Source organism: Paenibacillus sp. sgz302191, from assembly GCF_057749925.1.
Genome location: NZ_JBYLHY010000016.1, coordinates 47,353 through 70,611, shown reverse-complemented (window position 1 = coordinate 70,611; position 23,259 = coordinate 47,353). Strand labels below are relative to the sequence as shown.

Here is a 23,259-nt window from a genome sequence, read left to right as displayed (position 1 = left end):
CCTTCTATCAGTTAAGCCCTTCGACATATGCAGCGGAAAAAGAACGGCAAGATGAAGCTTTGATGCCAACGGCGTCTGCAAGCTCGGACCAAATGAAACAGAGGCTGGAGGAAGCCTACTCGGTAACGGATCAGGAAATCCAAAACCTGTTGAATCTGGGATATACGTTGGAGGAAATCGAACAAGCCTACCAAAGCGGCGAAAATAAAGGAAATGTGGAAGAAGCTCTTGAACGAATAAGACCGCATATCATCAATAACTCGGCAAAGGCAGAAAGTATCGTTCTCAATGAGGCGGAGACTATAGGCGCCGGCACAAAAGAAGCGCTAGCTGTACAAGCTGCGGATACTACTCCCCCGCCTGTTCCAGACTATTCGTATGTAAACCTGAAGCCTGACGATGCGCCGTTCTCAGTTGGATTAAATCAGGAAAACGTATCAACTTTGTCGGGTGGGCTTTCAACTAGCAATAAGGAGTTTACTCTTCCTGGCCGTAATGGATTATCGTTCACATTAACAAGAACGTACGATTCTGCCGATTCTGCATTATCAAGTATGGCTTTGTCAAGCGAAATAGAGGTTCGTGAGACACCATATAACGAAAAGTTGTTCCCGATTGGAAAAGGTTGGAGCTGGAATGTCTCATCCATTGAAACCACTATTGAAAGCGGAAGATATGTAAGAAATTATCTTCATTTAGGAGGTTCGGGTACTTACAAAATAGATGATAAAAATAATATAGTTGGCTACCCATGGAAGGATCTTACTTTGAATACGGATCCTATGACGATTTCCGTAGGCGGGCTATATTCATATTGGAAATTAAAATCTATTAATGGAATTAATCAATATTTTTCAGCTTATGGACAACTCATTCAAATATCGGACTCTTATAACAATTACATTCAATTTTTCTATGAAAGTGACGGAGCCCGCCGCCTAACCAGTATTACAGATAGTGCGGGTAATACGATTTCAATTACTTATAATGAGTTGGAGAGTAAAGTCCTATTAACAAAAGGCAATCAAACAATCACTTATAAATTAGGATGGCAAAATGGCAAGACAATTCTTGCCTCGGTTACTGATCCAATGGGAAGGGTGACGACCTACGATTATAGCATTAAACCGATTAAATATAGTTTATTTAGTACTACACCTCTCATGGATAATTCAAATGCATTGTTAACCGGAGTCACCCATCCAACGGGGTCCAAAACCGTATACGAATACGAAACTTCTCCCGTGTCCCGGTACATGCAGATCAAAACGACGAGTGCTGTTGGTGCGGTAGCGGTACTCCACGGCGTCAACCAGTTCTATCGCGTCAAATCGCGGGAAGATCAGGTATTCTTTTCCGACGGTTCATCCCAGTCATACAATCGCAAAGATATATCCTATATCGGCGACATGGGCAGCACGGACAATGCGGATATCCCGAACTTCTCAACGACGATCGATGACGGGTTATCCCAGACTACTTTTTCGAACAAAAAGCATTATATCGATGTCGATACGCCGGACGTATTTTACAACACGAATGTAACGGCTGTTGCGAAAGATCAGGGCGGTACCTCGTATACGAATTCGACCGACTACACCTACGACGAAACCCGCAGACTGCCGGTGCCGAATATTACAAAAGTAACCAAATCGCAGCAAGGAGCGGCTTCAACATTTGTTGCGCAGGCGTCGAGCGTATACGACGATTACGGCAACGTAACGCAGTCAACCGATCCGGCAGGAGTCGTTACGACTCACGGCTACGACGCGAATCATCTGCTCGTGAGCACATCCAAGCCGATCTACACCGGTCAAACGCAATATACGTTATTGACTCGGGACGCCGCGCATCCGGCAACAATTATTTCGCAAAAAGTGTATGACGGCAGTCCGTCCGGCCCTTTGCTGACCGAGATATATAACGAGAATTTCGATGCTTCGACCGGAAATGTCGGGCAAATTCGCGTCAAGAACGGCACCTCTAACGATACGATAACTCAAATTCAATACTCGCCGGCTTACCGCGGCGCATATCCGACCCAGACGTCAACGACGGTACGCGATGCGGATAATAACGTATCGACCATCGTCCGGCAGTATGAATACGACCCGAATACAGGGAAACTGACCAAATACACGGACGGCAAAGGGAATCAGACTTCGTACCAATACGACGCTCTGGGGCGGGTAACATTGGCCACACATCCGGATGGCAGCACGGTTTCGCTGCAATATGACGATTTAAATAATTTTATCCGGATAACCGATGAAACCGGGATTCAATCGTATGTGAAATGGAACCCGATCGGCCTGAAAATTGCGGCAGGCATTAACGACCAGCTTATCAAAGCAACGTTCCATTACGACAAAAACGGGAGAATGGATTGGAGCCAGGATGCGCGGGGCAACCGAACCTTTTATGGTTACGATCAATGGAGCCGTCAAGCTACAGTAACAGCGCCGGATGGCTCCATTTCAACCGCCAAATACGACGACATTGCCAACACCAAAACGGCAACCGATGCCCTCGGTTACAGTGTGAGAGATTACCTGGACATCCTGGGGCGTACCGTCAAGAAGGAAGAAACCAAGACGGTTAATGGCACTGCCAAAACCAATGTTTTAGCCACGATGGTGCCGGATAACGCAGGAAACGTGCGGCAGCTTACGGATGGTTTAACACCGGCGAACAGCACGTACTTCCAGTACGATGTCATGAACCGTCTAACGAGCGTGAAAAATGCCAAAAACGAAATGACATCCTACCAGTGGAATCCGCTGGGCAGTCTGCTGCTAATCACCTATCCGGACGGAAAAACAAAGGCGAAAAAATACGATGAAATCGGCCGCCTCATTCAAACGTCGGATGCTACCGGCAAAATCGAAAAAATGTACTACGATGCTGGCGGCAATCAAATCGGTACTCTTGACCGCAACGGCACGAGGTTTAAAAACACGTTCGATAACCGGAACTTTTTGCGCCAATCCGATGCTCTGGACGCCCAGGGGCAGCCAGTACCCGGCGAATCTGTTTCGTATGGATACGACCTGACCGGCCGTCGTACAAGTATGACGGATGTTACCGGAACTACAAGCTACGAGTACGATCCGACGCTGGGTACGTTAAATAAAACTACCTATCCGGATGGTAGAATGTTAAAATATGGGTATGACGCTCAGGGAAACTTATCGAATCTAAACGATCCGTTCGGTTCCAACGTATACTACGGATACGATTCGCGGAACCGGCTGAAGACAGTGGGTCCGACGCAGGGCGATCGGGATGCCCAGTATGACTATTACAGCAATAATCTTTTGAAAAATATCACGCAGGGGAACGGTGTCAGCTCCGACTTCACCTACGATGGACTCAGCCTGAGCACGTTGACCGAAAAGAAATCCGACGGGTCGCTGCTGAATACGTTTAGCTACACCTACGACAACAACGGCAATCAACTTGCCAAGACGGAAAATGGCTCATCATTCGCGTTTACCTATGACCAGCTTAACCGCATTGCTTCGTCGTCCCAGTTCGGTGAAACGTTCGGTTATGACAACCGCGGCAACCGCACGAGCATGACAACGAACAATCCATTCGACAGCCCGAATTCAACGTATACCTACGACAAAAGAAACCGACTAAGCAACGTTGCAACGAAGAGCGGCGGCAATGTGACGTATACATATAACGGGGACGGGCTGCTCTGGGAGCGCACGGAGAACGGGCTAAAGACGCACTACTATTACAACGGATCGCAAGTCATAGCGGAAGAGAAAGAGATTCCACAGCTCACCACGCAAAAGGCAGATCATACATCGACATCGATCAGCTATACCGGAACGTGGACCCAGCAGGCGGACGCCGGAGATTACAACGGTTCTGTTAGCTACAGCAGCGCAGCGGGCGCCAGCGCCCAGTTTACTTTTACAGGCACTTACATCTCGGTAGGAGCTCGAAAAAGCGACTCTTCCGGCAAAGCGGACATAGTTCTGGACGGTGTGACCGTCGCTGCGGATGTGGATTTATACGCCAATCCGAAGCAGCCCCAAGCAGCGATTTACACAAACAATGCCTTAACTGCGGGCTCCCACACGATCAAGTTGGTTGTAAAAGGGACGAAAGGAACGTCATCCGGCGGAACGAACGTTAATCTCGACTATTTCGAATACGGCACCAGCAGCGGCGTTCAAAAACAGCAAATACGCTATATCCGCGGCAACGGCCTGGTAGCCCGCGAAGACGCCAAAGGCAAAGCCTACTACGTACAAAATGGCCACGGCGACGTCGTCAACCTGATGGACAGCACAGGAATGACAAAACTGAACTCCTACTCCTACGACATCTGGGGCAACATCGTCAACCAAACGGAAAACACACCACAGCCGTTCAAGTACAGCGGCGAACTGTTCGATGATACGACAAGCTTGCAGTATCTAAGAGCCCGTTGGTATGATCCGTCAATGGGGCGGTTTATCAACTCAGACACGTATGAGGGGCAGATAAATAATCCTCTGACGTTGAACCTGTATACTTATGCAGGAAACAATCCTTTGATTTATACTGATCCAAGTGGTCATGTGTGGAAATGGGTTGGCGATGCGTGGACTACTGTAACGGGTTTTGCGGGTTGGTATATCAGCAGCTATGGGGAAACGCTTAATGATATTGGCGCACCTGAAATGATTGATAATTTAAATGCCTTTGGTCCGGCCGGTGCGGAACTGGGAATGGGTCTAAAAAGTGCCGGTTATGCTCTGGAGTATGCAGGTGGAGCTATTAGAGCGTATAACTCAGCCAGGGCAATTAAGTCTTCCATTCAAGTCGTAGAAGCGGGCGAGAACGTTTGGGGATTTGGTTGGTCAACAAGAGGACTTAAAATAGACGAATTATTGGGTAATAATTTGGGGAGAACCTTTCCAACTGTAGATAAATTAGAGAACCGTGTTGTTACTAGTGTGAAAAGTTATGATATTGCTAATAGTTATAAAAAAGCTGGTTCTTGGCTTAAACAAATAAAAAATGATATAAATAAGTTAAGAGATATGTCAGATTCGATTACTGGAACTGATGTAAATGGAAACGAGTTTACATTGACTAGTTCAATGTACGATTCCAAAGAGTTAAATATAGCTATTCCTGATATTGAGTTATCAAGTTCACAGATTGATACAATAAAAGCCGCTATTGAATATGGAAGTCAGTATGGTATTAATGTCAAAACAACAATAATAAAGTAGTTATTGAATGGGGGAGTATCTCGTTTGCGATATTATCATGTTATTACAGCTTATATGAATAAAAAGAACGAAATATTTTTAAATGTTACTGCAACAAATAGTATTGGAATCAATGCTGCAACAAATAGGGTAATTACAATTGTCAATCCATATACAGAAGAGTCTTTGGGGCAACAACTTGAACATGCGATATATATATCTTTGGAAAGCCCAATGTGGGAGACGAATATGGCTGGAAAAGTTCAGGATATTCTAGGGTTTAAGTCGAGACCCTTATTTCAGAAAGAACATACACATGTTATTATTGAGTATTTAAAGGAAAAAGAGTTAATTACATTCTCCCCAACAAAAATTGATGGAGGTGGGTACGTTAGTATAGACTCTTCAAAACTACAAGCAACATACCCAGCTTCAAGTCAAATTTTAGGCGAAACCCTACTTAAAGCATTTAACTTGTGTATTAGAAAATGAATGTTAATGTAGCCACAATTGACCACCTTGCGACTAATCCTCGCAAGGTTTTTTCTTTGTCCACCGCTGCATCGCTAACAATCCAATTAACGCAAAATACCGCTATACCACGATGGCGCGGCGGTAAGCTATGAATCATAAATCTCCTTGTGCTTCTGCCCTGCTCAACGCGCTATGTGGGCTTATTCAGGCATGTATGTGACAGGGAAGATACTTGTAAATATGTTTGAATTGAGGTACGGGGCATAGTAAATATCACTTTTCATACAATTTCGTGGCTTTACATGATAGACTGTTTCACCGCGACAGGCTAATGAAATTTGAAATTTTAATCAGTAGCAGGAGCGGCAATATGCCGCTTCTTTGCTTTAGTTTTTTTCATGGTATTTATTCCAGATAGCATTGAAAGCCATTAAGCGGCATTCTGAGCGGCGGTACATTCATACAAGTCAAATCCTGCAATTGGAAAGAAAACAAGCTTACAGTGTCACAGGGAGCGTTCAGAGCAGGCTTGGGAGGAATATTCCAGTTGTTCTACTCCGATTCTTACTCGTGGACAAACAATAATGTTCACATTTTAGACATATTTTCGTGGTATTCATGAGCGATTCTCCAAAATCACTTGATGAAGTGGCTTCATCTCTCTATATGAAGTGTAAGACTTTAGACTCGATGAATTCTCAGTAGAATCGACCATCTAGAAAGGCAGTAATGAACGAAGCGTTCAAGAAGGCAAACCAACATTTGGGAAGGAGGACGCAAGAGGCGAATTATTATTATCCTTCTTAGGAAAGTGGTAACTATTCAAAAAAGGTAAAGGAGTAAAGCGACAACATGGTAACAACAGAGCAATTTTTTACGGATTTTTTCGATGACAGGCATATTCATTTTCGATGCTTAAAGAGAGGGAGTAAACCAATTGATGCCTGTGGACTCTACAACTCAAATTTCACTCGTATCCTCAAGCAAAGCAACGAGCAAGGCTATGAAATTTTCTTCGTGGTGAATAGCGGTGGATACAAGGCAGAACACATCCAGCGTATCAATGCTGTATTTGTGGATTTGGATTGCGGCAGAAACCAGAATAGGGAGTATCATCCGCTGGATGTGGTTTGGCAGTACAAGCAGAAGAAATTAAAGGAGATTTTCGACTTCCAGTTCCCTCCATCTTATTTGGTGGAAACTAGGAACGGTCTGCATGCTTACTGGCTTGTTCAAGCGGATACAACGCTGGAGCAGTTTAATGAATGCGAAGACCGATTAATCCAACATTTCGATGCGGATAAGCAAGTTAGGAATGTGAACCGATTAATGCGCGTTCCTGATTATTATTGGCGCAAAGACCCTGCGAATCCATTCATGGCGACGATTCTTGCCCGACATGACAGGCGTTACGACATACAGGATATTATTGAAGCCCTGTCTACTGGTTCTACGGATGCCGCCGTGCAGAGGGAGGCGGGTTTTCAGACCAGTGATAAGAAGAAAAATGATCTAACTTCTATTATCACTGTGCCGAAACCCGCCGCGAACCATCTCCTTGAGGTTACTCCTGTAACGCCGAATTGGATGCTTACTCAATACAGACAAGCGAAAGCCATCCAACAGCGTATAGACGCTAAACAGGTCAGATTGAATAGCCATGATGACGTATATGACTATCTGAAGAAACAAAGCCTATCCCGATTTCTAGGCGTAAGAGAAGGCTCGTTTTCTTGTTTGTTTCATAAAGACACCAACCCAAGCGCGAGAATCTATGTTGCTGAGGAATCAGGGCATCAGATTTATTATTGCTATAGCGCTCATTGCAAGCTGAATGCTGGAGGAAGGAACGGCAAAAATATCATTCACTTGACTGAGTTACTAACGAATTTCAATCGCTATCAGGCATTGCGTTACTTACGGGATGTTTACCAGATTACCTATTATGAAACGGAATGGCAAACAGAGCAAAAAGCAATTTTGGAGGAAAACCAGCGATTCATCATGAGTGAGGAGTTTGAACAATTTTACAAAGAGGTTTACGACCGTATCCAGAATTACAGACCGCAATTATACACACTGAACGGGATAGCACGAGACTGTATTGTGACTGAGACATTTACCGCACCTAACGGTAATCCTCTGTTTTTCGCGAGCAATCAGTATATCGCAAATCGTTTTGGCAAGGACATACAAGCGGCGGCAAAGCAAATCGGTTTGTTTACGTATTTGGGATTGATAGAGAAAGTGTCCGATTCCCAAGTACCCGAATTTTTACTCAAGACAGCTAGAAACGAAGCTTCGAAGAAAAACCAGAAGCAAACGGTACAATTCTACTCGATTCCATCTTATGGAGAGTTGTCTTTAGCATTCAGCAGGGACAAAGCCAAACAGTTTCTGGAAAAAGGGTTCACCATGAAAGGCTGGAGTAGGGAACTGCTGTTGCGGACATTAGGAGAAGCCGAAACCAACCGTGTATATCCGAAAATGGAAGGCAAGCCGCTGTCAGCAAGTAGCGAGGAAGCGAGTAGGGAAATCGAGCAACTTGCCCTATCACTAATTGCGTCCCAAGGATGGACAACGGAAAAGGGCGTCGTAGAAAGGATGGACGGGATAAGCAAAAACGCTAGGGAAAGGCAGATGAAGAAACTGCTGCCTGAACTTCTCGACAAGTATGGGCTGGTAAAAACAAGATTGAATAAGGAAATGAAGAGCCGATTCCACATTGAAAGTAAAGGCTATCCGTTCATTATTCACAAACGGGGATTCATAGAAACAGCCCAGTTCAACCTTGATAAAGAAAATGTATCAACCCAAAAAGAAAGGGCAATTCATCCAGTAATTATTCCACGAAGGATATTGCATGAGAAGGCAATCAATTAGGCTAAGGTGAGACAGAGGCGAGGAATGGAGAAGGCTCGTCGTGGCTGGTGTGTTCCAGAAGCTACGGCTTGTTGTGTGACGATAGCGATACGTGGAATTGCTGAAAAGGTTGATTTGTAAGGCATACTTTGCTTCCGTGAGCAGGGTCGAAATGACTGCTCATTATCCACAAATGCCTAATGACTTCACCACTGTACCGTGAAGAAGGACGATAACGTTTCGATACAGACCGACAGCACTAACGAGTTTTGGCATATTTGTGTGAGAATCTATTCTTTCTTGGATTCTTGCAAAGGCTCTAATACCAAAAGATCGTGCAAATCAATTTCCAGTGTATTGCAGATGATTTCTAACGTGTCGAGGTAAATTCGACTTCCTTTTTCGGAACACAAATCGCTGATGGTATTGGAACGAAGTCCTGTTAATTGAGCAAATTTCCGCTGTGACAAATTCCGTTCTGCCAATATCTCTTTCAGTCTAATTCGGATGGGCATTGAAAAACTCCTTACTGTAGCAAGTCTATAGAATAAAATGTACACAAAATATGGACTATGCGCAACGGTAAAGCAGGAAATAATAACAGAACACCTCACCATTATTCATTTTCGCCATTGAACGCAACGCTAAAGCGATGTATAATAAGAATGCAACGTTTTAGCGTTGCGGAAATTACGATTATCGTAACGGTGGGAGGAAATTGGAATGAACGTCATCGGTTATGTGCGCGTTAGCACATCAGGACAAGTCAAGGATGGTTACAGTTTATCTTATCAGCAAGAAGAAATTGAATCCTATTGCCAGCAGCAAGGCTGGAATTTGCTGCACGTATTCAGTGATGAAGGTATCAGTGGCGCAAAAGTAGATGAGGATACTTTGGAGGTTGATCGTCAGGGTTTCCAAGACATGCTGTCCCTCATCGCAACTCAATCTGTTCATGCTGTAGTCGTTTTGAACACTAACCGTCTATGGCGCAGCGATATTGTCAAAGTGTTGGTTCATCGGGAGTTTAAGAAACATAATGTCGATGTAAAGTCCATTGAGCAGCCGACCTACAGCATTTATAAGAAAGACCCTTCCGACTTCTTGATTAATGGCTTGATGGAATTGTTAGACGCCTACCAACGCTTAGAAATTGCTATGAAACTGGGCAAAGGCCGCAACAAGAAAGCCAAGGAAGGCGGTTATGCAGGAGGACGGGCAGCATTTGGCTATACGGCAAAGAAGGGTTCTAAAGCTATTGAGATTGACGAGAGACAAGCTGCTGTTGTACAACGTGTATTTGAATTAAAGGAATTATGCCCGACATGGAGTTTGTCGGAAATTGCAAGTCAACTGAACCTTGAAAACTTAACCACCCGGCAAGGAAACTCCTTTACCAAAGTCCAAGTCAAACGTATTCTTGACCGCAAAGATTTCTATAGCGGCATGTACCGTTATGCCAATGTTCAAGCGGTTGGCAAGCATCAAGCCATTATATGAAAGGTGGTCATAGGATGGAGGCTTTGGCTGAAAAGTACCGTCAATTAGTGCAGCAAGAAGATACCTATTCCAAGCAGATCAGAACGACTGAAATGTGCATGAATGCAATCTTGGATTACACGTTCCAACACGGCAAAATATTCAATAAACTGACTGTTGAGGACATTATGACCGCCATCCATCAGATTGAATTACATACGCGTACAGAGCTTCTTTATCTGAGGCTTGAAAAGGTTCTTCTAGTTTTAGAAATGAAAGGCGATACGAGCAATTAGCATTGATTAACAAAGACAAAAAACGGGAATGGTTAGCACCTCGCTAGGCATTCTTTTTTTAAACATCGCAGGACTACATGTGGTATAAACGGCGGTTGCTATGTGTCGGCTACATGTGGGGGAACGAATGAATAAACATACATCGGGAGGAATACATATACATGCCAGTAGTTGACCAACAAAAAGGAAAGGCGCGAGTAAGGGGAAGAAAAACCAAAGTGGAAGCAAGCGGTATTCATCCACTGGATTATTACTTTGACATTTTCATCAAAGCCAAGGAGATTGAGGGCATTAGACAAAGCACGATACGCACACATAAAGACAGCTATAAGTATTTCCATAATTGGCTACTGATCCATCATCCAAGGCTAATCATTGAGCAATTAAGCGCGGACATCATTCGACAATACATCCATTACATGATGTTTGAACTCGAAAAATACAGCGGCTATGAAAGGCTTGCCCAAACGTATAAAGGCAAGGTAGGTCTGTCTATTGGCACGACTAATTTGCGAACCAGAAACATGCGGACATTTCTCTTCTTTCTGCATCGTGAAGGGTACATCAAGACGGATATTGCATCGCTTATTAAAGAGCAGCGAATGCCACAAGAATTTGTCCCTTCCTTTACGAAGGAAGAAATGCTGCTATTGCTGAACGCTCCTAATCAGCAAGAATATACAGGGTTTAGGGACTATGTGATGATGTATCTCATGCTCGATACAGGTATGCGAATTGGCGAAGTGCTGAAAATGAAAGTGTCTGAAGTTGATTTTCAAGACTGTACGATTACAGTAATTGCCGAAAATTCAAAGAGTCGAAAGGCGAGGCAAATCCCTTTTGTAGCAAGGACAGGAGAATTGCTGAAGAGCTTACAGGAAGAAAACGGGCAGCAGTTTGGGAAGCCATGCGAAACGTTTTTCCTTTCAAGTTATGGCGAACGGCTATCCAAAAACCAAGCGTATTACAGGATTAGGGAGTTTGGAAATATGGTGGGCATTTCCAATAAGCGAGTTTCAGGACATGTGTTTAGGCACACGTTCAGCCGCATGTATGTGAGAGAGGGCGGCGATCTATTTAGCTTGCAAAGCATCCTTGGACATCACGACATTAGCATGTGTAAGAAATACGTACAGTTTACGACGAATGATCTGAAATGCATCCATGACAAGTTTAGTCCAATGGCTATACTGACGGATGCAGGAATTGTATAATTATTCAAGAAGGCGATGGACTACATGTGGGTGTTGAAATCGCTGTCATCAGGGTACTACATGTGGGTTGACGGATATAGAAGAGTCAGCCCCTTGGCTTTACTGGGTTTAAGAGCAGAAAAAGCCCGACTCCTACTCCTACGACATCTGGGGCAACATCGTCAGCCAAACGGAAAACACACCACAGCCGTTCAAGTACAGCGGCGAACTATTCGACGATACGACAAGCTTGCAGTATCTAAGGGCCCGTTGGTATGATCCGTCAATGGGGCGGTTTATCAACTCAGACACGTATGAGGGGCAGATTGATAATCCTCTGACGTTGAATTTGTATACGTATGTGGGAAACAATCCGCTAACTCGTGTAGATCCTTCTGGTCACTGTTTGGGGTCAGATACTTACTGCGACTACATAAGCAGTGCTTGGGAAAGTGCAACTGATGCCCTATCAAACGGTTGGAATTCGGTTAAAGGTTGGGTTGGTCTTGGTGTGGATCTTACCCCTGGGTATGGAAGCGCAAAAGCCGTGGTGGATGTTGTTAGCGGTTCAGATTTCATAACAGGCGAAGAACTGACTGGTATTCAGCGTGGTGTAGCCGCACTTGGAATAATTCCTGAAGGCAAACTTATTGTAAAAGGAGCAGAAGGGTTAGTTGAGGTTGGCGGCAAGGTCTACAAGTTCTTTAAATCGAACGCTGGCGAAACAATGCTTAAAGAAATTGAAGGTAAGTCAAGATTATACATGCCTAGCCCTAAGCATGATCCAGTCAGCGGCTGGGGAAGTCCTAATCCAATTCCTAATAAAGAGATTGGCCAAAGTCTGCTTGATACAGCATATTCATCTCAAAAAAATAAGCAACTGTATAATGTTTACGATGGAAACCTCATTAAATTCCAACCTGATGGAGAACTGGGGTGGCATCCGTATTTAGTTAGTAATCCGGCAGCGGAGGTCCCTGCTGATGTATTGCGTCAAATGGTGGACGCTGGCGTAATATCAAAAGCTGAGTACAAAAAGTATATTAAAAATAATTAGGGGGAATAGCGGGTGCTTGACGACAAGGAGAGTATTGCCATTAAATATACCCTCAAAGAAAATCCGTTTCACGAGACAGGTATTCTTAACGACTCGTGGGGGGCATTTGAACTCTGGGTTAATGGCAAAGATTTATGCAGGTTTCGTAAAAATGATGTCGAGACCCCCTATGTTTGGAATCTGATTTATTTAATTGAATATTTCTGTGAAAACCTTGACTCGATTTTACATGATACTAATTTCCCCTTTGAAATACAAAGTGATAACACCCTGGAAATGCTTTCAGTAGTGGAGCATCTTATTGATAGTGATGAGGAATGTTTTGATTTTGAAAAAAAACAAGATTGGACATTCACACATTCATGGTTTTCTCACAGAGCAGGTTCATACCTTCCCAATGTCTATTTCAGAAGAAAAGGAGACTACATTGAGATATGTTGGGATAATACTAGTGTTTATAAAAATGAAGGTGTGAGCTTCACTAGCCCACATACAGGCATTGAATACATTCCTTTTGCTGATTTTAAAACAGTAATTATTAATTTTCTAACCGAAATCTTTAAAGAATTAGTTTTGTTAGATCCATCGCATGAGCAAGAATGTAACAAGTTAAAGAAAAAGATGACATCTACTTCTATCTAATTCTAAACCCAAGTGAACTAAAAACTCACTTGGGTTTCTTTTATCCGTTGCTCTATCATTGCTGAGTACTAGTCTTAAAGCGCAGCGGGTCAAACGAAGGATCAAAACCTATGCCTCCGGTAATCCTCACAGCCTCATTGTGCCTTATGCTGGGATAAACGGCTTACCCCCATTGTTTCTTTGCAGTGATGGCTTGCAGTCTTCAAATTCTTGTCGGAGAGTCGAGCTTACCCCTTCGGAATTTGCTAGTAGAGCGAGTACGACCATAACAGTAGCTCAAAGTAGGAGTATCCTAAAGGATATAGGTTTTGATGTTCCTTCAGTAATAAAAGGAAAAGATGCTTAGAATCTGCGCTTCGTTCCACTCAAAGAATGATCTCGACACAAATCAAAAAATTTATAGAGGCCGCAAAAAAAATTAACGGAGAGTGACTAAAATGGGAAGCATACGAGCATTTAGTGTAGCAGAATTTGAAGAAATTGAGCCTCTAAAATGGGTTACCAAAGGGAGGGCGTGCGAAGATATTAAGATAGGCGAATTACTCGCGTGTAACCTTCCAAACGGAGAGAGAATACTATTGAAAGTCGAGAACATTATGGCTTATAAAAAAAGTATCCCAGAATTAAATTCGGGGTTGACAGGAGCGTTAACTTTGTTAGCACAAAAGGACTTTCATATCTTGAAGGAAATTAATATGCTGTATAAAGATCAGTAATAATTAAAGAATCCCCGAGCAGAGCTAACAATTCTCTCGGGGGTTTCTTTTTTGTCTGCCGGGCTAAAGCCAATACGAAAAATAGCTCAACATATGCGCCGCGTCGGATGCTTAAAAGATGCTTTGATAATTTCGGTATTGATAACACGATCACAGAGCATTCTTGTCAATCTCATGATGAATCATACTGTTGTATCAGTTTAATCTTTACATTTAGGGCTTGGTGATGCTTAACGCATTGCCATCTTAAGCAAAAAGTATGTGAAAGACAAGTGCACTTGAAAAAGTGATAATGCCACATCAATTAACGTTCAGACCGATTCAACGAGACGGAATATGTTTTGATTGTTCTGAGAATAGAAGAAGCTGTATAATATTGGATAGAGCAGCGGTGCAATCTTCTGGTTGCATCGTTTTGTTTTGAAAAGAGCGGTTTATTGACCAAGATACGTATGAGGGGCAAATTGATAACCCTTTAACTCTCAACTTGTATACTTATGTTCAGAATAATCCATTGACGCATACTGATCCTAACGGGCATTGGCCGATGCCCGCATCTTATTGGGCATGTGCACAGAATCATAGCAGTTGTGCTCTTCAAAGAGAAGTTGAAATGGCTATAAGTAACGAATTTATTAGTGATATTAAAACTTTACTTAACGAAGATGCTTCAATGGCTGATAAGGTTCACTAGCGGGTGCAGGGTTCATTCCATATGGAAAGGTACTTCAAGGTGGTAAACTTTGGATAAGGCTTTCAAATGGGGAGAGGTATGCCCAAAAGGCTGTTGATATTAGCGAAGACGCGATTAAATATAGTAAAAACCTAGCTTGCAATTGCTTTGTAGCTGGGACAAAAGTCCAGACAGAAGATGGGGAGAAAAATATCGAAGACATTGAGATCGGAGATAAGGTTCTTTCCAAGAATGAAGAGACGGGAGAGGTAGCATACAAAGAGGTTACGGCTACGTTCAATCACGAAACGAATGAGATTTACAAGATCCATGTGGGCGATCAAGTGATTGAATCAACTTTCAACCATCCATTCTATGTAGATGGAAAGGGATGGACGTTTGTCAAGGACTTGAAGGTCGGAGACTTGCTTGTTCAGAGTGATGGAAATACACTCAAGATTGAGAGTATCGAACTGAAACATAAGCGAGCTATAGTTTACAACATGGCAGTTGCTGATTTCCACACTTACTTCGTCAGTGACCTTGGAATTTGGGTTCATAATACCGGAGCGTGTGATATAATAAGTCCATTTGATTTGGTAGGACGTCAAACTAGAGATGAAATGAGTAAAAACCAAATTAAAAAATTGACTAAATCTATGCAAGAAAATGGTTGGGATGGTCCTCCAATCAAAGCGTATGTAGTAGATGGTAAGACAATTATTGTTGATGGACACCATCGTGCGGCGGCCGCAAGGCAAGCTGGGCTTAAAAATGTACCAGTCGAGTATATTACTGAAGAGGAATTGAAAAACACATGGAAAGTAACACCTGATGAATTAGTAGAACAGACTTATGAAGCAGGAGGCAGATAGAATGGGGCTAGAATCCTATAACTTTTTACTATACCCCAAAAAGAATACAGCTAAGCTTACTGATGACGGTTGGGAGACTTTTGGTGAAGATTCCGTATTATTTACAAATGTCACCACAGTCCTTGAATCGAATCTGAACGTCAATGTATATATCCCTAAAGATAAATGGTCGACTGACGATTCGGAGTGTTATTATTCTTACAGGGATGAAACAAGCATTATTGAAATACAAATTAATTCAGGTGAAAAATCAGAAAAAGTTGATGAGATTTCAGTAAGGTTTGCAGTTTGTAACCCGGAGGGCACATTTGAAAAAGCAATAGAACTATGCAGGGAAATGGCAATGCGACTTGAATTGAATGTTTTAGACATGAAATTGCATGAGAATTTAGATTTTAGTAATGAGTTGCAGTTGTTAAGAAGCAAAAAGAAGTTTATTGAAAAGAGAGAGAAATTTTTTTCAACTTTCGGTTTACCCGTTGGAATTGTTACCAAGCCGCTATATTGTGGCGAGGTATTTGATGTATTAAAAGGTAAAAAGTAATTCTGGTTTGGTTAGCGAAGTAATATCTCAAAGTTTTAGTCAAGTATCAACCGCCTTGCAACTATTGCTTGGCGGTTTCTTTCAGTCGTGGCATCTTTAAAAAGAGCGGTTTATTGACCAAGATAGCTATGAGGGACAGATTAATAACCCTTTAACTCTCAACTTGTACACATACGTGATGAATAATCCGTTGACAAAGTTTGACCCAAGTGGACACAGAACTGTAAGCCCTGACGAAATGTCTAAGGCTGCCTCCATAATAGGAGCAATTGGTGACTGGTTCGTAGAGAAATATGAGGAATACAAAGAATGGAAAGCTGAAAATGACGAGTGATACTATAACGGAACAGTAACTGAGGAAGAACTACAGGATTGGGCACTCATGGGGGTTTCAGGACCTAAGTCTTTTAAATGGGGGAATTCCAAGAGTGGTCCTACTTATGGGCATACATTTATTGATCATGGTGCTAAAATAACACCAAGACAACTTATTGATAGGGCTAGATCGCTTGAACATCAGGTTGGACAGTTTCTAGATGAACAGGCAGCCGCGGATTTCGTTGCAGAAGTTGCTAAAAAAGGTGAGGGAGTGTAGAAAGTTCCACTTCCAAGTTCAATTAAAGGTAGAAGTTTTTTACCTGATGGTACAGAAGTAACACCTGATATGGCAACAGTTGTTGTAAAGAAAGATGGTAGTGTTAGAACAGCGTTTCCTTATAGTAGTTCCTATCCTACATCAAAACAATAATAACATCGTAAAGAACTAGATTAATGTATTGGAGAGAATATATGGAAAACATTTATCCGCGGTATGTTACACATGAAGCGATAGTGAGCCTTACTAAGAAACTGAAGCTAAAAACTTTAGATGCTTATTCACAGGATTGGGAATATGAAAGTTCAGATTCTTCGAGGGTATCTGAGTTTGTTTCATTTTATGAGAATAGTATTTTAAGTGAGGGAGAGAAGTTTGCATTAATGATCCTAATAATCTCTTCGTTAAATGATAGTATAGAAGAGGGTTTAGAAATTATCGATTTATGGAAAAAGGTTAGTAGTCATCTTGTTAAAGAATATAAAATTCACTATAATACCATTCAGTATTGGGCGTTAGAGGATGAAGATTTAGATGATTGTTTTGCTATAACATACCTTATTCGAGATCTCGCTAAAGCTTTACCGGAAAATCGAGCGCAAGCAGCTAGACGTGCTGGTATCGAGAATGTTCCTGTGACAAAACTATCAGAACAAGAACTTAAAGATCTATACAACAGGACTCCGCAACAACTTCTTGACGAATACTATGGTGGGTGATGCTTAGATGGGATTAGAATCATACAATTTTTTATTAGTTCCCTTCGATAGTCAAGTATCTATTATTGATGATGTGGTTGAATATCACGGTGGTGTAAGGGCTTCATTTACTCAAGTGAGAAATGCTATTGTTGCAATCCCTTATGTAAAATCCTACATTCCAAAGGATATTAGTAAAGATAGCGATCCAGAGTGTTATTTCTTTTACTCCGACGTGGAGGGTATTATAGAGATTGAAATCAACGCAGGGATAATCGAGCCCGCAGGGGTTGAGGAAATTTCAGTACGGCTTGCAGTGACAAGCTCTAATAATATTTTTGATAAAGCCTTGCAGTTATGCAATTCCCTTGCCAGTACACTTATAATGAAGACTATTGATATGAGGCTGCGGGAGATAATAAATTATTCTGATGAGCTACAACTAACTCGATGCAAAAAAGCTTTTGAGCAAAAAAAGGTGCAATTCTATACCACCTATTCTCTGCCGTATGATATATTAAAAAAGCCAATTCATTGCGGGAAATCCTTTTTCGATGAATTAAGGAAAAAATAGTATTTAAGTTCAGCCACCTTGCGACTAACCCTCGCAAGGTTTTCTTTTTCTGCCGCGGCATCACTAACAACGAAAAGTTCGGCACAGCAAAGCAAAATAAAACTAAACATGTCATTTTCCTCTGTACTAACAACTTCCCTTCTGTGGAATCCTACGTTGTTAAAGAAGCTACATGTTTGGAAGTACAAGCCGGGGGGCAGAAGTTTAGAAGAATTAGATTTATTGACAAATTTAGAAGAGCTAACTGTAACTCAGTCTATGATTACATCTTTAGAAGGCTCTGGAAATTTTACTAGGTTGCATAAGATAGAACTTAACAGCCTTACGAAGCTACAAGATATTCATGATCTTCAGAGAAACTCACATACAATTAAGCAAGTAGAGCTAGATTCGTGTAAAAATGTAAATTTGGATATCCTCGGTGAGTTGATCAATTTGGAGAAATTATCGTTAATCAATTGCGGTGAGTTACCCTCACTTAGCTTTGTGAAAAAACTTCCAAAACTCAAGTTTTTGGTATTTTCAAAAACTAATGTTATCGATGGCAATCCCTCTTCTTGTGAGGGGATCGACTACGTAGGATTTGATAACAAGAAGCATTATACTCATGCAATGAGCGACTTTGTGAAATAGCTTTACGTTATAAGCGCTGGGAAAATAGCTAAAAGGTTGCTTCCCCAGCGCTATTTTTATCTGCTTAGAAGCCTCAAAGCACAGCGAAAGGCGCAATACTAAACCCCAAAATACCTCTTGTTGGTTCTGCATCAGATTTACGAAGAGCAAAAGGAGGTCAATAGATGTTAAAAAACTTTAGAGACACTGAAATAAAGCTTAAAGAATTGGGTATTACGAGTAGATTTGGTGCTCAATCAGAAAAGTCCGTTGTTGCAATTGAAGAACATCTTGATTTCCGCTTTCCCCCAGAGTATAGAGAGTTTCTTATAAAATACGGAAGATTAGACTTTCCACATATGATAAGTTACTCACTCTTAACCAACAATCCTAAATCTGCTGAAAAAGGGAGGATGGTTAACTTTTATGACTTGCAGAACGATGATTATAATAATTTAGTGAAAATCATTGATACGTACCTCGGTCGAATGCCCAAAGGTTTAATTCCGATTGCAGATTGTCCTGGTGGAGATCAGCTTTGCATTAGAGTTAATAAGGAAGTATGGGGCAAGATTTATTTCTGGGATCATGATCAGGAAACTTTCGATCCCTCAGAAGATGAGTTATGGAATAATGTTTATTTAGTCGCAGACTCATTTATAGAATTTATCTTAAGCTTCCAGATAGCGGAGGAGGATAATGTACCCAAAGATCTTGGTATTGTTAAAGTTACAGCTACTCCCGAATTCTTAGCATTAGTAGAGAAATTTAAGAATAAAAAGAAAGAATAGTAACCATTGTTGGGCGGTGAATAACAATGAATTTTACTGTGTGTGCGTATAAAAATGCTGACGGTACTGTAGTTTTAAATCCACTAGCTCTAAATGCAATTGGTGCAGGCGCTTCAACCAATCAAGTAATGCTTTTGGAACCCCAACCTGATTACAAAGTAGTTGGTGAAAGACTGAAAGAAGCTTTTGAGTTTTGCGAGAAAGAACCGTATTTAAACGATCGTATTTCTGGGAATTTACCTACTCTGCTTGGATTTAAGAACCGTAGTAAATTTGTGAAGGAATATTTGCACGTAATTGTCAGTATGAGCAATGACCTGGGAACTATTATATTTACTCCTATGAAAAGAGAAGGAAGTGGCTATGTGAACAACGGTCAAACCAAAGTAGAATTGCTTTTGAATGCAACTCCTGAACAATTAGGAGAGACCCTCTTCAAAGTATTTGAGTCTTGCAAATAAGCACTAGCGACTAGCAAATCAAAATAGAATTGGAGTCCGTAGCCGTGAGTAAACAAATAAAATAAACTCTGAGGAGGAAATATGTTACAGAGACACTCTATGGTGCTGTGGGCAAAACCCAGAAAAGAAGATTTCGATACCTCTGTTATGAGAGCGTATAATACAATGGAAGCACTCAGAGAGTTTGGAACTGAGCTTAGCCCCACGTATCTAACTGTTTTTAAGAAGAAAGATGCGAAACCTTTTGAATGGAGCTATGAAAGATTTAGGAATGTGGTGGAAAATGGCGTAAATAAAGAGGGCAAAGAACTATTCCCCGAATTAGGGTATTCGTTTAGTTTCTTTTCCTCGCTTAATGAAAATGATTCTGCTGGTATACGTATGACTGTGGGAGTAACTGACTCAAATTTCGTCAATACACTTAGTAGTAAATCTTCCAAAGTCATTACCTTTATACGACAATCCTCATGTAATTGAAAAATTATCATCGACATTTAAGAAATGCACTATGTCTTTTGAGCCTTTCTGGGGCTGTATAGTTAATAATGTAAATTCCAGAAAGCTTGACGAGTACCTTGTAAATGGTATACCCACTTCAATACATTGGATTAATTACTGGGGTGGTGACGTAGTAGGACGATTAGATAAGGAGAAAATACAGCAATCGCTAGTATATCAGTTAGGGAAACTGAACGATGGCTATTTCGTCCAGTTAAAGGAAACACCCATTAATGATGAAGCCGTGGATGATGTAGAGCTCCAAAACAAGTTAAACAAATACTTCGGTTTTTAAATTCGCCTATAAACATCGCCTTGCGACTAATTAGGAGGAAAACCTGTGATTATCATTAAAAGCCATGCGAATGATCCGATTATTATTAATGCAGACTCGTTCGAAGGCATTAATCTTAGTAACACAGAATTGCATAGGGCGATTCTTAACAAACTTAATATGACACGAGCTAATTTGGAACACGCTAATTTGCGTGGTGCTGAGATGGATGAGACGGTACTCGTTGAAGCGAATTTATCCAATTCGTTGCTCATGGTATCAGTAATGAGGTCTGCGCGACTACAAGATGCGAATCTTGAAAATTGTAAGCTTAATGCGGCTAATTTAAATTACGCTGATCTAACAGGGGCAAACTTAGCTGGTGCAGATGTATGGCAGTGCGATTTTTCTTATGCTAAACTTCTTGGGACAAATATGAATTGCACAAGGTTAAATGAGTCAATATTAACAGGTGCTGAGTACGACGAAAAAACAATTTGGCCTTCTGGGTTTACCCCTGAAGTTTTCGGTGCAATTAGAGTAAGCTGATTCAAATAATATAACTCTCTCCCCAAGCGAGCTAACAACTCCCTTGGGGCTTCTTTTTGTCCGCCGCGGCATTGATAACATATTTCAAGTACAGATGAATCGGTTAGTATGAGTCGTTCTTTCAACAGACTTATCAAGGGCAGGCCATCGTTTGTATGATGCGAAAGCTGATCAATATCGTGAATAAGATGATGAAGAATTTGACGGCATATATCGTGCCTGTTTCGAAACTGAATACAGGGTGATAAAATAAATTAACAAGAACCATTTTAAGGGGGATCTCCCAAAATGCTGAAAAAGCTTGAGGGTAATCATGCAGAATTGTTTAAGGCGTGGATTGACGACAATGAGGATACGATTGTAGATATTGAAGGCAAGCATTATTTGGTTAAACCGTTGAAAAATATTGTCCAAGAGGAAATTGAGAGCGACGAGGAACTGAAAGCTTTAATTATGCAAGCGAAACAGGATATTGCCAATGGCGAAGTATATTCTTCTGAAGACATTTATGATTTTGCAGGAATGAGTAATGTTAATTAACATCCGGAAATCATTGTTACATCCATTAACATATCTTAAGATAGATAGCTGTCTTGGGATATCAATACAATTTGTAAGTGGGGTTGATGCATTGAAGGTGATTTTTTTAGATATTGATGGTGTTATGGTAACTTCGAGGCATTTAATCCAAAGTAAAAAATATTTTGGGCATGAATTTGATCCTGAATGTGTCGCTAACTTAAAAGAAGTTTTAGATATTACAGGAGCCAATATCGTCGTAACCTCTTCTTGGAGAGAGGGGAGAAATTTAAATCAACTACAATCCATTTTTGGAATAAATGGAATCTATAGAGTTATAGGAATGACGCCAATAATCGAAGGTGTGATTCGTGGAAGTGAGATAAAGGAATACTTATTAAATGCAGCAGGTACGGAATTGGAAGTGAAGAAATTTGTTATTTTAGATGATGAAGAGGAAATGGGAGAATTGGAAGAATTCTTAATTGAAACAGATTTTAGAAGCGGAGTGACTTCACAAATTAAAGATGAAATTGTGAAACAACTCATCACATAATAATTAAAACATTTTACCTATATAATATGGGAAAAGAGTATAATAAGCTGATACCAATGTACATTAGGATTGAACATCGGAACAACTTTATGCAAAAATGGAGTGTAAGATATTGATGGTAATACAAACATATTTACTACGGCCGTTTGCTAAGATTACGGACCTGACCGATGCCATAAATAATCCGCACAAGTACTTTATTAATATTGAGAACCATCAAGAAATAGAAGAAATTGAAAATCAAGTAGATTTACATTATGTAAGTGGTGTTATATGCATAAAATATAATCATAGTACAATACTTGACTTTTCCCATTGGGATTTAGTCGACCAGTTATGGTCATACATTGTTGATATGGTAGAGGGATTCGAATCACTTGGAAACGCAGAAGCTTATTTCCCTGACCAACCCATCAAATTAGAATTTAAAAGGATTAATTCAAAGCTAATGTTGGTTTCCTTGGGGGAATTTAAATATACAGTGGAAAGCTCGGTTTTTTTAGAGAAGTTATTAGACTCCGCTAACATATTTTTCACGTCGATGCACCAATACTTCAATATCAAAACTTACTCTAGACAGTTACAAAAAATCGAACTGCTGCAAAAAAACTGATTTTCATGACACATTGTAACTAACATTGGAAAAGTTATTTAAACGTAAGACAAACATCATCCATTGCTATCCGCTAAAGGATATGGTAATGTTTTATTAGATCATTTTTGCTAATACTAAAAAAGACCGCTTAAGTGCGTGAACACTTAAACGGCCAGACAACGAAGCTGTGGACACCCACGGCGCGCATAGTTTACAACCTAAGCGAGAAACCACCGATCAGGAGCCAACCTAATTACGGTGGTTTTTTCGCTTGTTCACTTTTCTTTTTATCCATTTGGCAAGCTTCCGGGAACTAAACCACAGGCTTAGCAAAGTAGCTGTCCATTTCAGGATATCAAGCAGTGTCACAAGTGTGACCAGGGCGATCACCTCCTTTGCAAAGAGGCTGCGCCGTGGTCATTTTTTCCACCGTTCGTTATCATGCTAGAATTATATCATAGTTTGCTAGATGTTGTGTATTTATTGGTTGGAGTTCCTAATTTTGAA

At 41.1% G+C, this 23,259-nt stretch carries 23 protein-coding genes and 1 pseudogene; 23 read left to right on the top strand and 1 reads right to left on the bottom strand.

The genetic code is table 11. The features are described 5' to 3' along the window. Nucleotides 1-62: 62 nt before the first annotated feature. From AC3G2T_RS22390 to AC3G2T_RS22380, 3 genes are all read left to right on the top strand, one after another. Complete coding sequence (locus AC3G2T_RS22390; protein ID WP_488436969.1) at nt 63-5,240, top strand: endonuclease toxin domain-containing protein; 5,178 nt, start codon at nt 63-65, stop codon at nt 5,238-5,240. Nucleotides 5,241-5,264: 24 nt separating this feature from the next. Next, entirely contained in the window at nt 5,265-5,711 is a 447-nt protein-coding gene (locus AC3G2T_RS22385) for a hypothetical protein (RefSeq protein WP_488436968.1), read from the top strand. 834 nt (nt 5,712-6,545) lie between these two features. After that, entirely contained in the window at nt 6,546-8,576 is a 2,031-nt protein-coding gene (locus tag AC3G2T_RS22380) for a hypothetical protein (protein ID WP_488436967.1), read from the top strand. A 269-nt stretch (nt 8,577-8,845) separates the two neighbouring features. Here the strand turns inward: AC3G2T_RS22380 and AC3G2T_RS22375 are convergent, their stop codons facing one another. Continuing rightward, nucleotides 8,846-9,070 (bottom strand): helix-turn-helix domain-containing protein, encoded by a 225-nt coding sequence (locus AC3G2T_RS22375; RefSeq protein WP_488436966.1) that lies wholly within the window; start codon nt 9,068-9,070, stop codon nt 8,846-8,848. A gap of 208 nt (nt 9,071-9,278) precedes the next feature. On the opposite strand from AC3G2T_RS22375, the gene AC3G2T_RS22370 reads away from it, so the two are divergent. The 20 genes and pseudogenes from AC3G2T_RS22370 (at nt 9,279) to AC3G2T_RS22275 (ending at nt 22,770) form a co-directional block, all read left to right on the top strand. After that, the gene (locus AC3G2T_RS22370) at nt 9,279-10,055 is read left to right on the top strand and encodes a recombinase family protein (RefSeq protein ID WP_488436965.1); all 777 of its coding nucleotides are present in this window, start codon (nt 9,279-9,281) and stop codon (nt 10,053-10,055) included. Between the two features lie 14 nt (nt 10,056-10,069). Further along, nucleotides 10,070-10,330 carry a hypothetical protein gene (locus tag AC3G2T_RS22365; RefSeq protein WP_488436964.1) on the top strand — a complete coding sequence of 87 codons (261 nt, stop codon included), beginning with the start codon at nt 10,070-10,072 and terminating at the stop codon, nt 10,328-10,330. Nucleotides 10,331-10,491: 161 nt separating this feature from the next. Beyond that, nucleotides 10,492-11,544 carry a tyrosine-type recombinase/integrase gene (locus AC3G2T_RS22360; protein ID WP_488436963.1) on the top strand — a complete coding sequence of 351 codons (1,053 nt, stop codon included), beginning with the start codon at nt 10,492-10,494 and terminating at the stop codon, nt 11,542-11,544. Nucleotides 11,545-11,671: 127 nt separating this feature from the next. After that, a pseudogene (locus tag AC3G2T_RS22355) lies at nt 11,672-11,926 on the top strand (RHS repeat-associated core domain-containing protein); the annotation flags it as partial. Nucleotides 11,927-12,034: 108 nt separating this feature from the next. Further along, the gene (locus AC3G2T_RS22350) at nt 12,035-12,580 is read left to right on the top strand and encodes a pre-toxin TG domain-containing protein (protein WP_488437015.1); all 546 of its coding nucleotides are present in this window, start codon (nt 12,035-12,037) and stop codon (nt 12,578-12,580) included. Nucleotides 12,581-12,592: 12 nt separating this feature from the next. Next, complete coding sequence (locus AC3G2T_RS22345; RefSeq protein WP_488436962.1) at nt 12,593-13,222, top strand: hypothetical protein; 630 nt, start codon at nt 12,593-12,595, stop codon at nt 13,220-13,222. 437 nt (nt 13,223-13,659) lie between these two features. Further along, nucleotides 13,660-13,938, top strand: coding sequence for a hypothetical protein (locus AC3G2T_RS22340; RefSeq protein WP_488436961.1), 279 nt, complete (start codon nt 13,660-13,662; stop codon nt 13,936-13,938). A 708-nt stretch (nt 13,939-14,646) separates the two neighbouring features. Further along, nucleotides 14,647-15,486 (top strand): polymorphic toxin-type HINT domain-containing protein, encoded by an 840-nt coding sequence (locus AC3G2T_RS22335; protein ID WP_488437014.1) that lies wholly within the window; start codon nt 14,647-14,649, stop codon nt 15,484-15,486. Between the two features lies 1 nt (nt 15,487). Next, nucleotides 15,488-16,030: a hypothetical protein gene (locus AC3G2T_RS22330; RefSeq protein WP_488436960.1), complete on the top strand. Its 543-nt coding sequence runs from the start codon at nt 15,488-15,490 to the stop codon at nt 16,028-16,030. A gap of 382 nt (nt 16,031-16,412) precedes the next feature. Then, complete coding sequence (locus AC3G2T_RS22325; RefSeq protein WP_488436959.1) at nt 16,413-16,625, top strand: hypothetical protein; 213 nt, start codon at nt 16,413-16,415, stop codon at nt 16,623-16,625. Between the two features lie 194 nt (nt 16,626-16,819). Continuing rightward, a complete protein-coding gene (locus AC3G2T_RS22320) occupies nt 16,820-17,344 on the top strand; it encodes a hypothetical protein (protein WP_488436958.1) in 525 nt (174 codons plus the stop codon). Nucleotides 17,345-17,351: 7 nt separating this feature from the next. Further along, a complete protein-coding gene (locus AC3G2T_RS22315; protein WP_488436957.1) occupies nt 17,352-17,897 on the top strand; it encodes a hypothetical protein in 546 nt (181 codons plus the stop codon). A gap of 156 nt (nt 17,898-18,053) precedes the next feature. Continuing rightward, on the top strand, nt 18,054-18,530 hold the full coding sequence (locus tag AC3G2T_RS22310; RefSeq protein WP_488436956.1) for a hypothetical protein: 477 nt from the start codon (nt 18,054-18,056) through the stop codon (nt 18,528-18,530). Nucleotides 18,531-18,694: 164 nt separating this feature from the next. Continuing rightward, nucleotides 18,695-19,300 (top strand): SMI1/KNR4 family protein, encoded by a 606-nt coding sequence (locus AC3G2T_RS22305; protein WP_488436955.1) that lies wholly within the window; start codon nt 18,695-18,697, stop codon nt 19,298-19,300. A gap of 26 nt (nt 19,301-19,326) precedes the next feature. Then, the gene (locus tag AC3G2T_RS22300; protein ID WP_488436954.1) at nt 19,327-19,761 is read left to right on the top strand and encodes a contact-dependent growth inhibition system immunity protein; all 435 of its coding nucleotides are present in this window, start codon (nt 19,327-19,329) and stop codon (nt 19,759-19,761) included. A gap of 81 nt (nt 19,762-19,842) precedes the next feature. Continuing rightward, the gene (locus AC3G2T_RS22295; protein ID WP_488436953.1) at nt 19,843-20,238 is read left to right on the top strand and encodes a hypothetical protein; all 396 of its coding nucleotides are present in this window, start codon (nt 19,843-19,845) and stop codon (nt 20,236-20,238) included. A 361-nt stretch (nt 20,239-20,599) separates the two neighbouring features. After that, nucleotides 20,600-21,082: a pentapeptide repeat-containing protein gene (locus tag AC3G2T_RS22290; RefSeq protein WP_488436952.1), complete on the top strand. Its 483-nt coding sequence runs from the start codon at nt 20,600-20,602 to the stop codon at nt 21,080-21,082. Between the two features lie 288 nt (nt 21,083-21,370). After that, on the top strand, nt 21,371-21,622 hold the full coding sequence (locus tag AC3G2T_RS22285) for a hypothetical protein (protein ID WP_488436951.1): 252 nt from the start codon (nt 21,371-21,373) through the stop codon (nt 21,620-21,622). Continuing rightward, the gene (locus AC3G2T_RS22280) at nt 21,612-22,157 is read left to right on the top strand and encodes an HAD domain-containing protein (RefSeq protein ID WP_488436950.1); all 546 of its coding nucleotides are present in this window, start codon (nt 21,612-21,614) and stop codon (nt 22,155-22,157) included. Before AC3G2T_RS22285 ends, AC3G2T_RS22280 begins: the two co-directional genes overlap by 11 nt. A gap of 112 nt (nt 22,158-22,269) precedes the next feature. Continuing rightward, entirely contained in the window at nt 22,270-22,770 is a 501-nt protein-coding gene (locus tag AC3G2T_RS22275; RefSeq protein WP_488436949.1) for a hypothetical protein, read from the top strand. Nucleotides 22,771-23,259 lie beyond the last annotated feature (489 nt).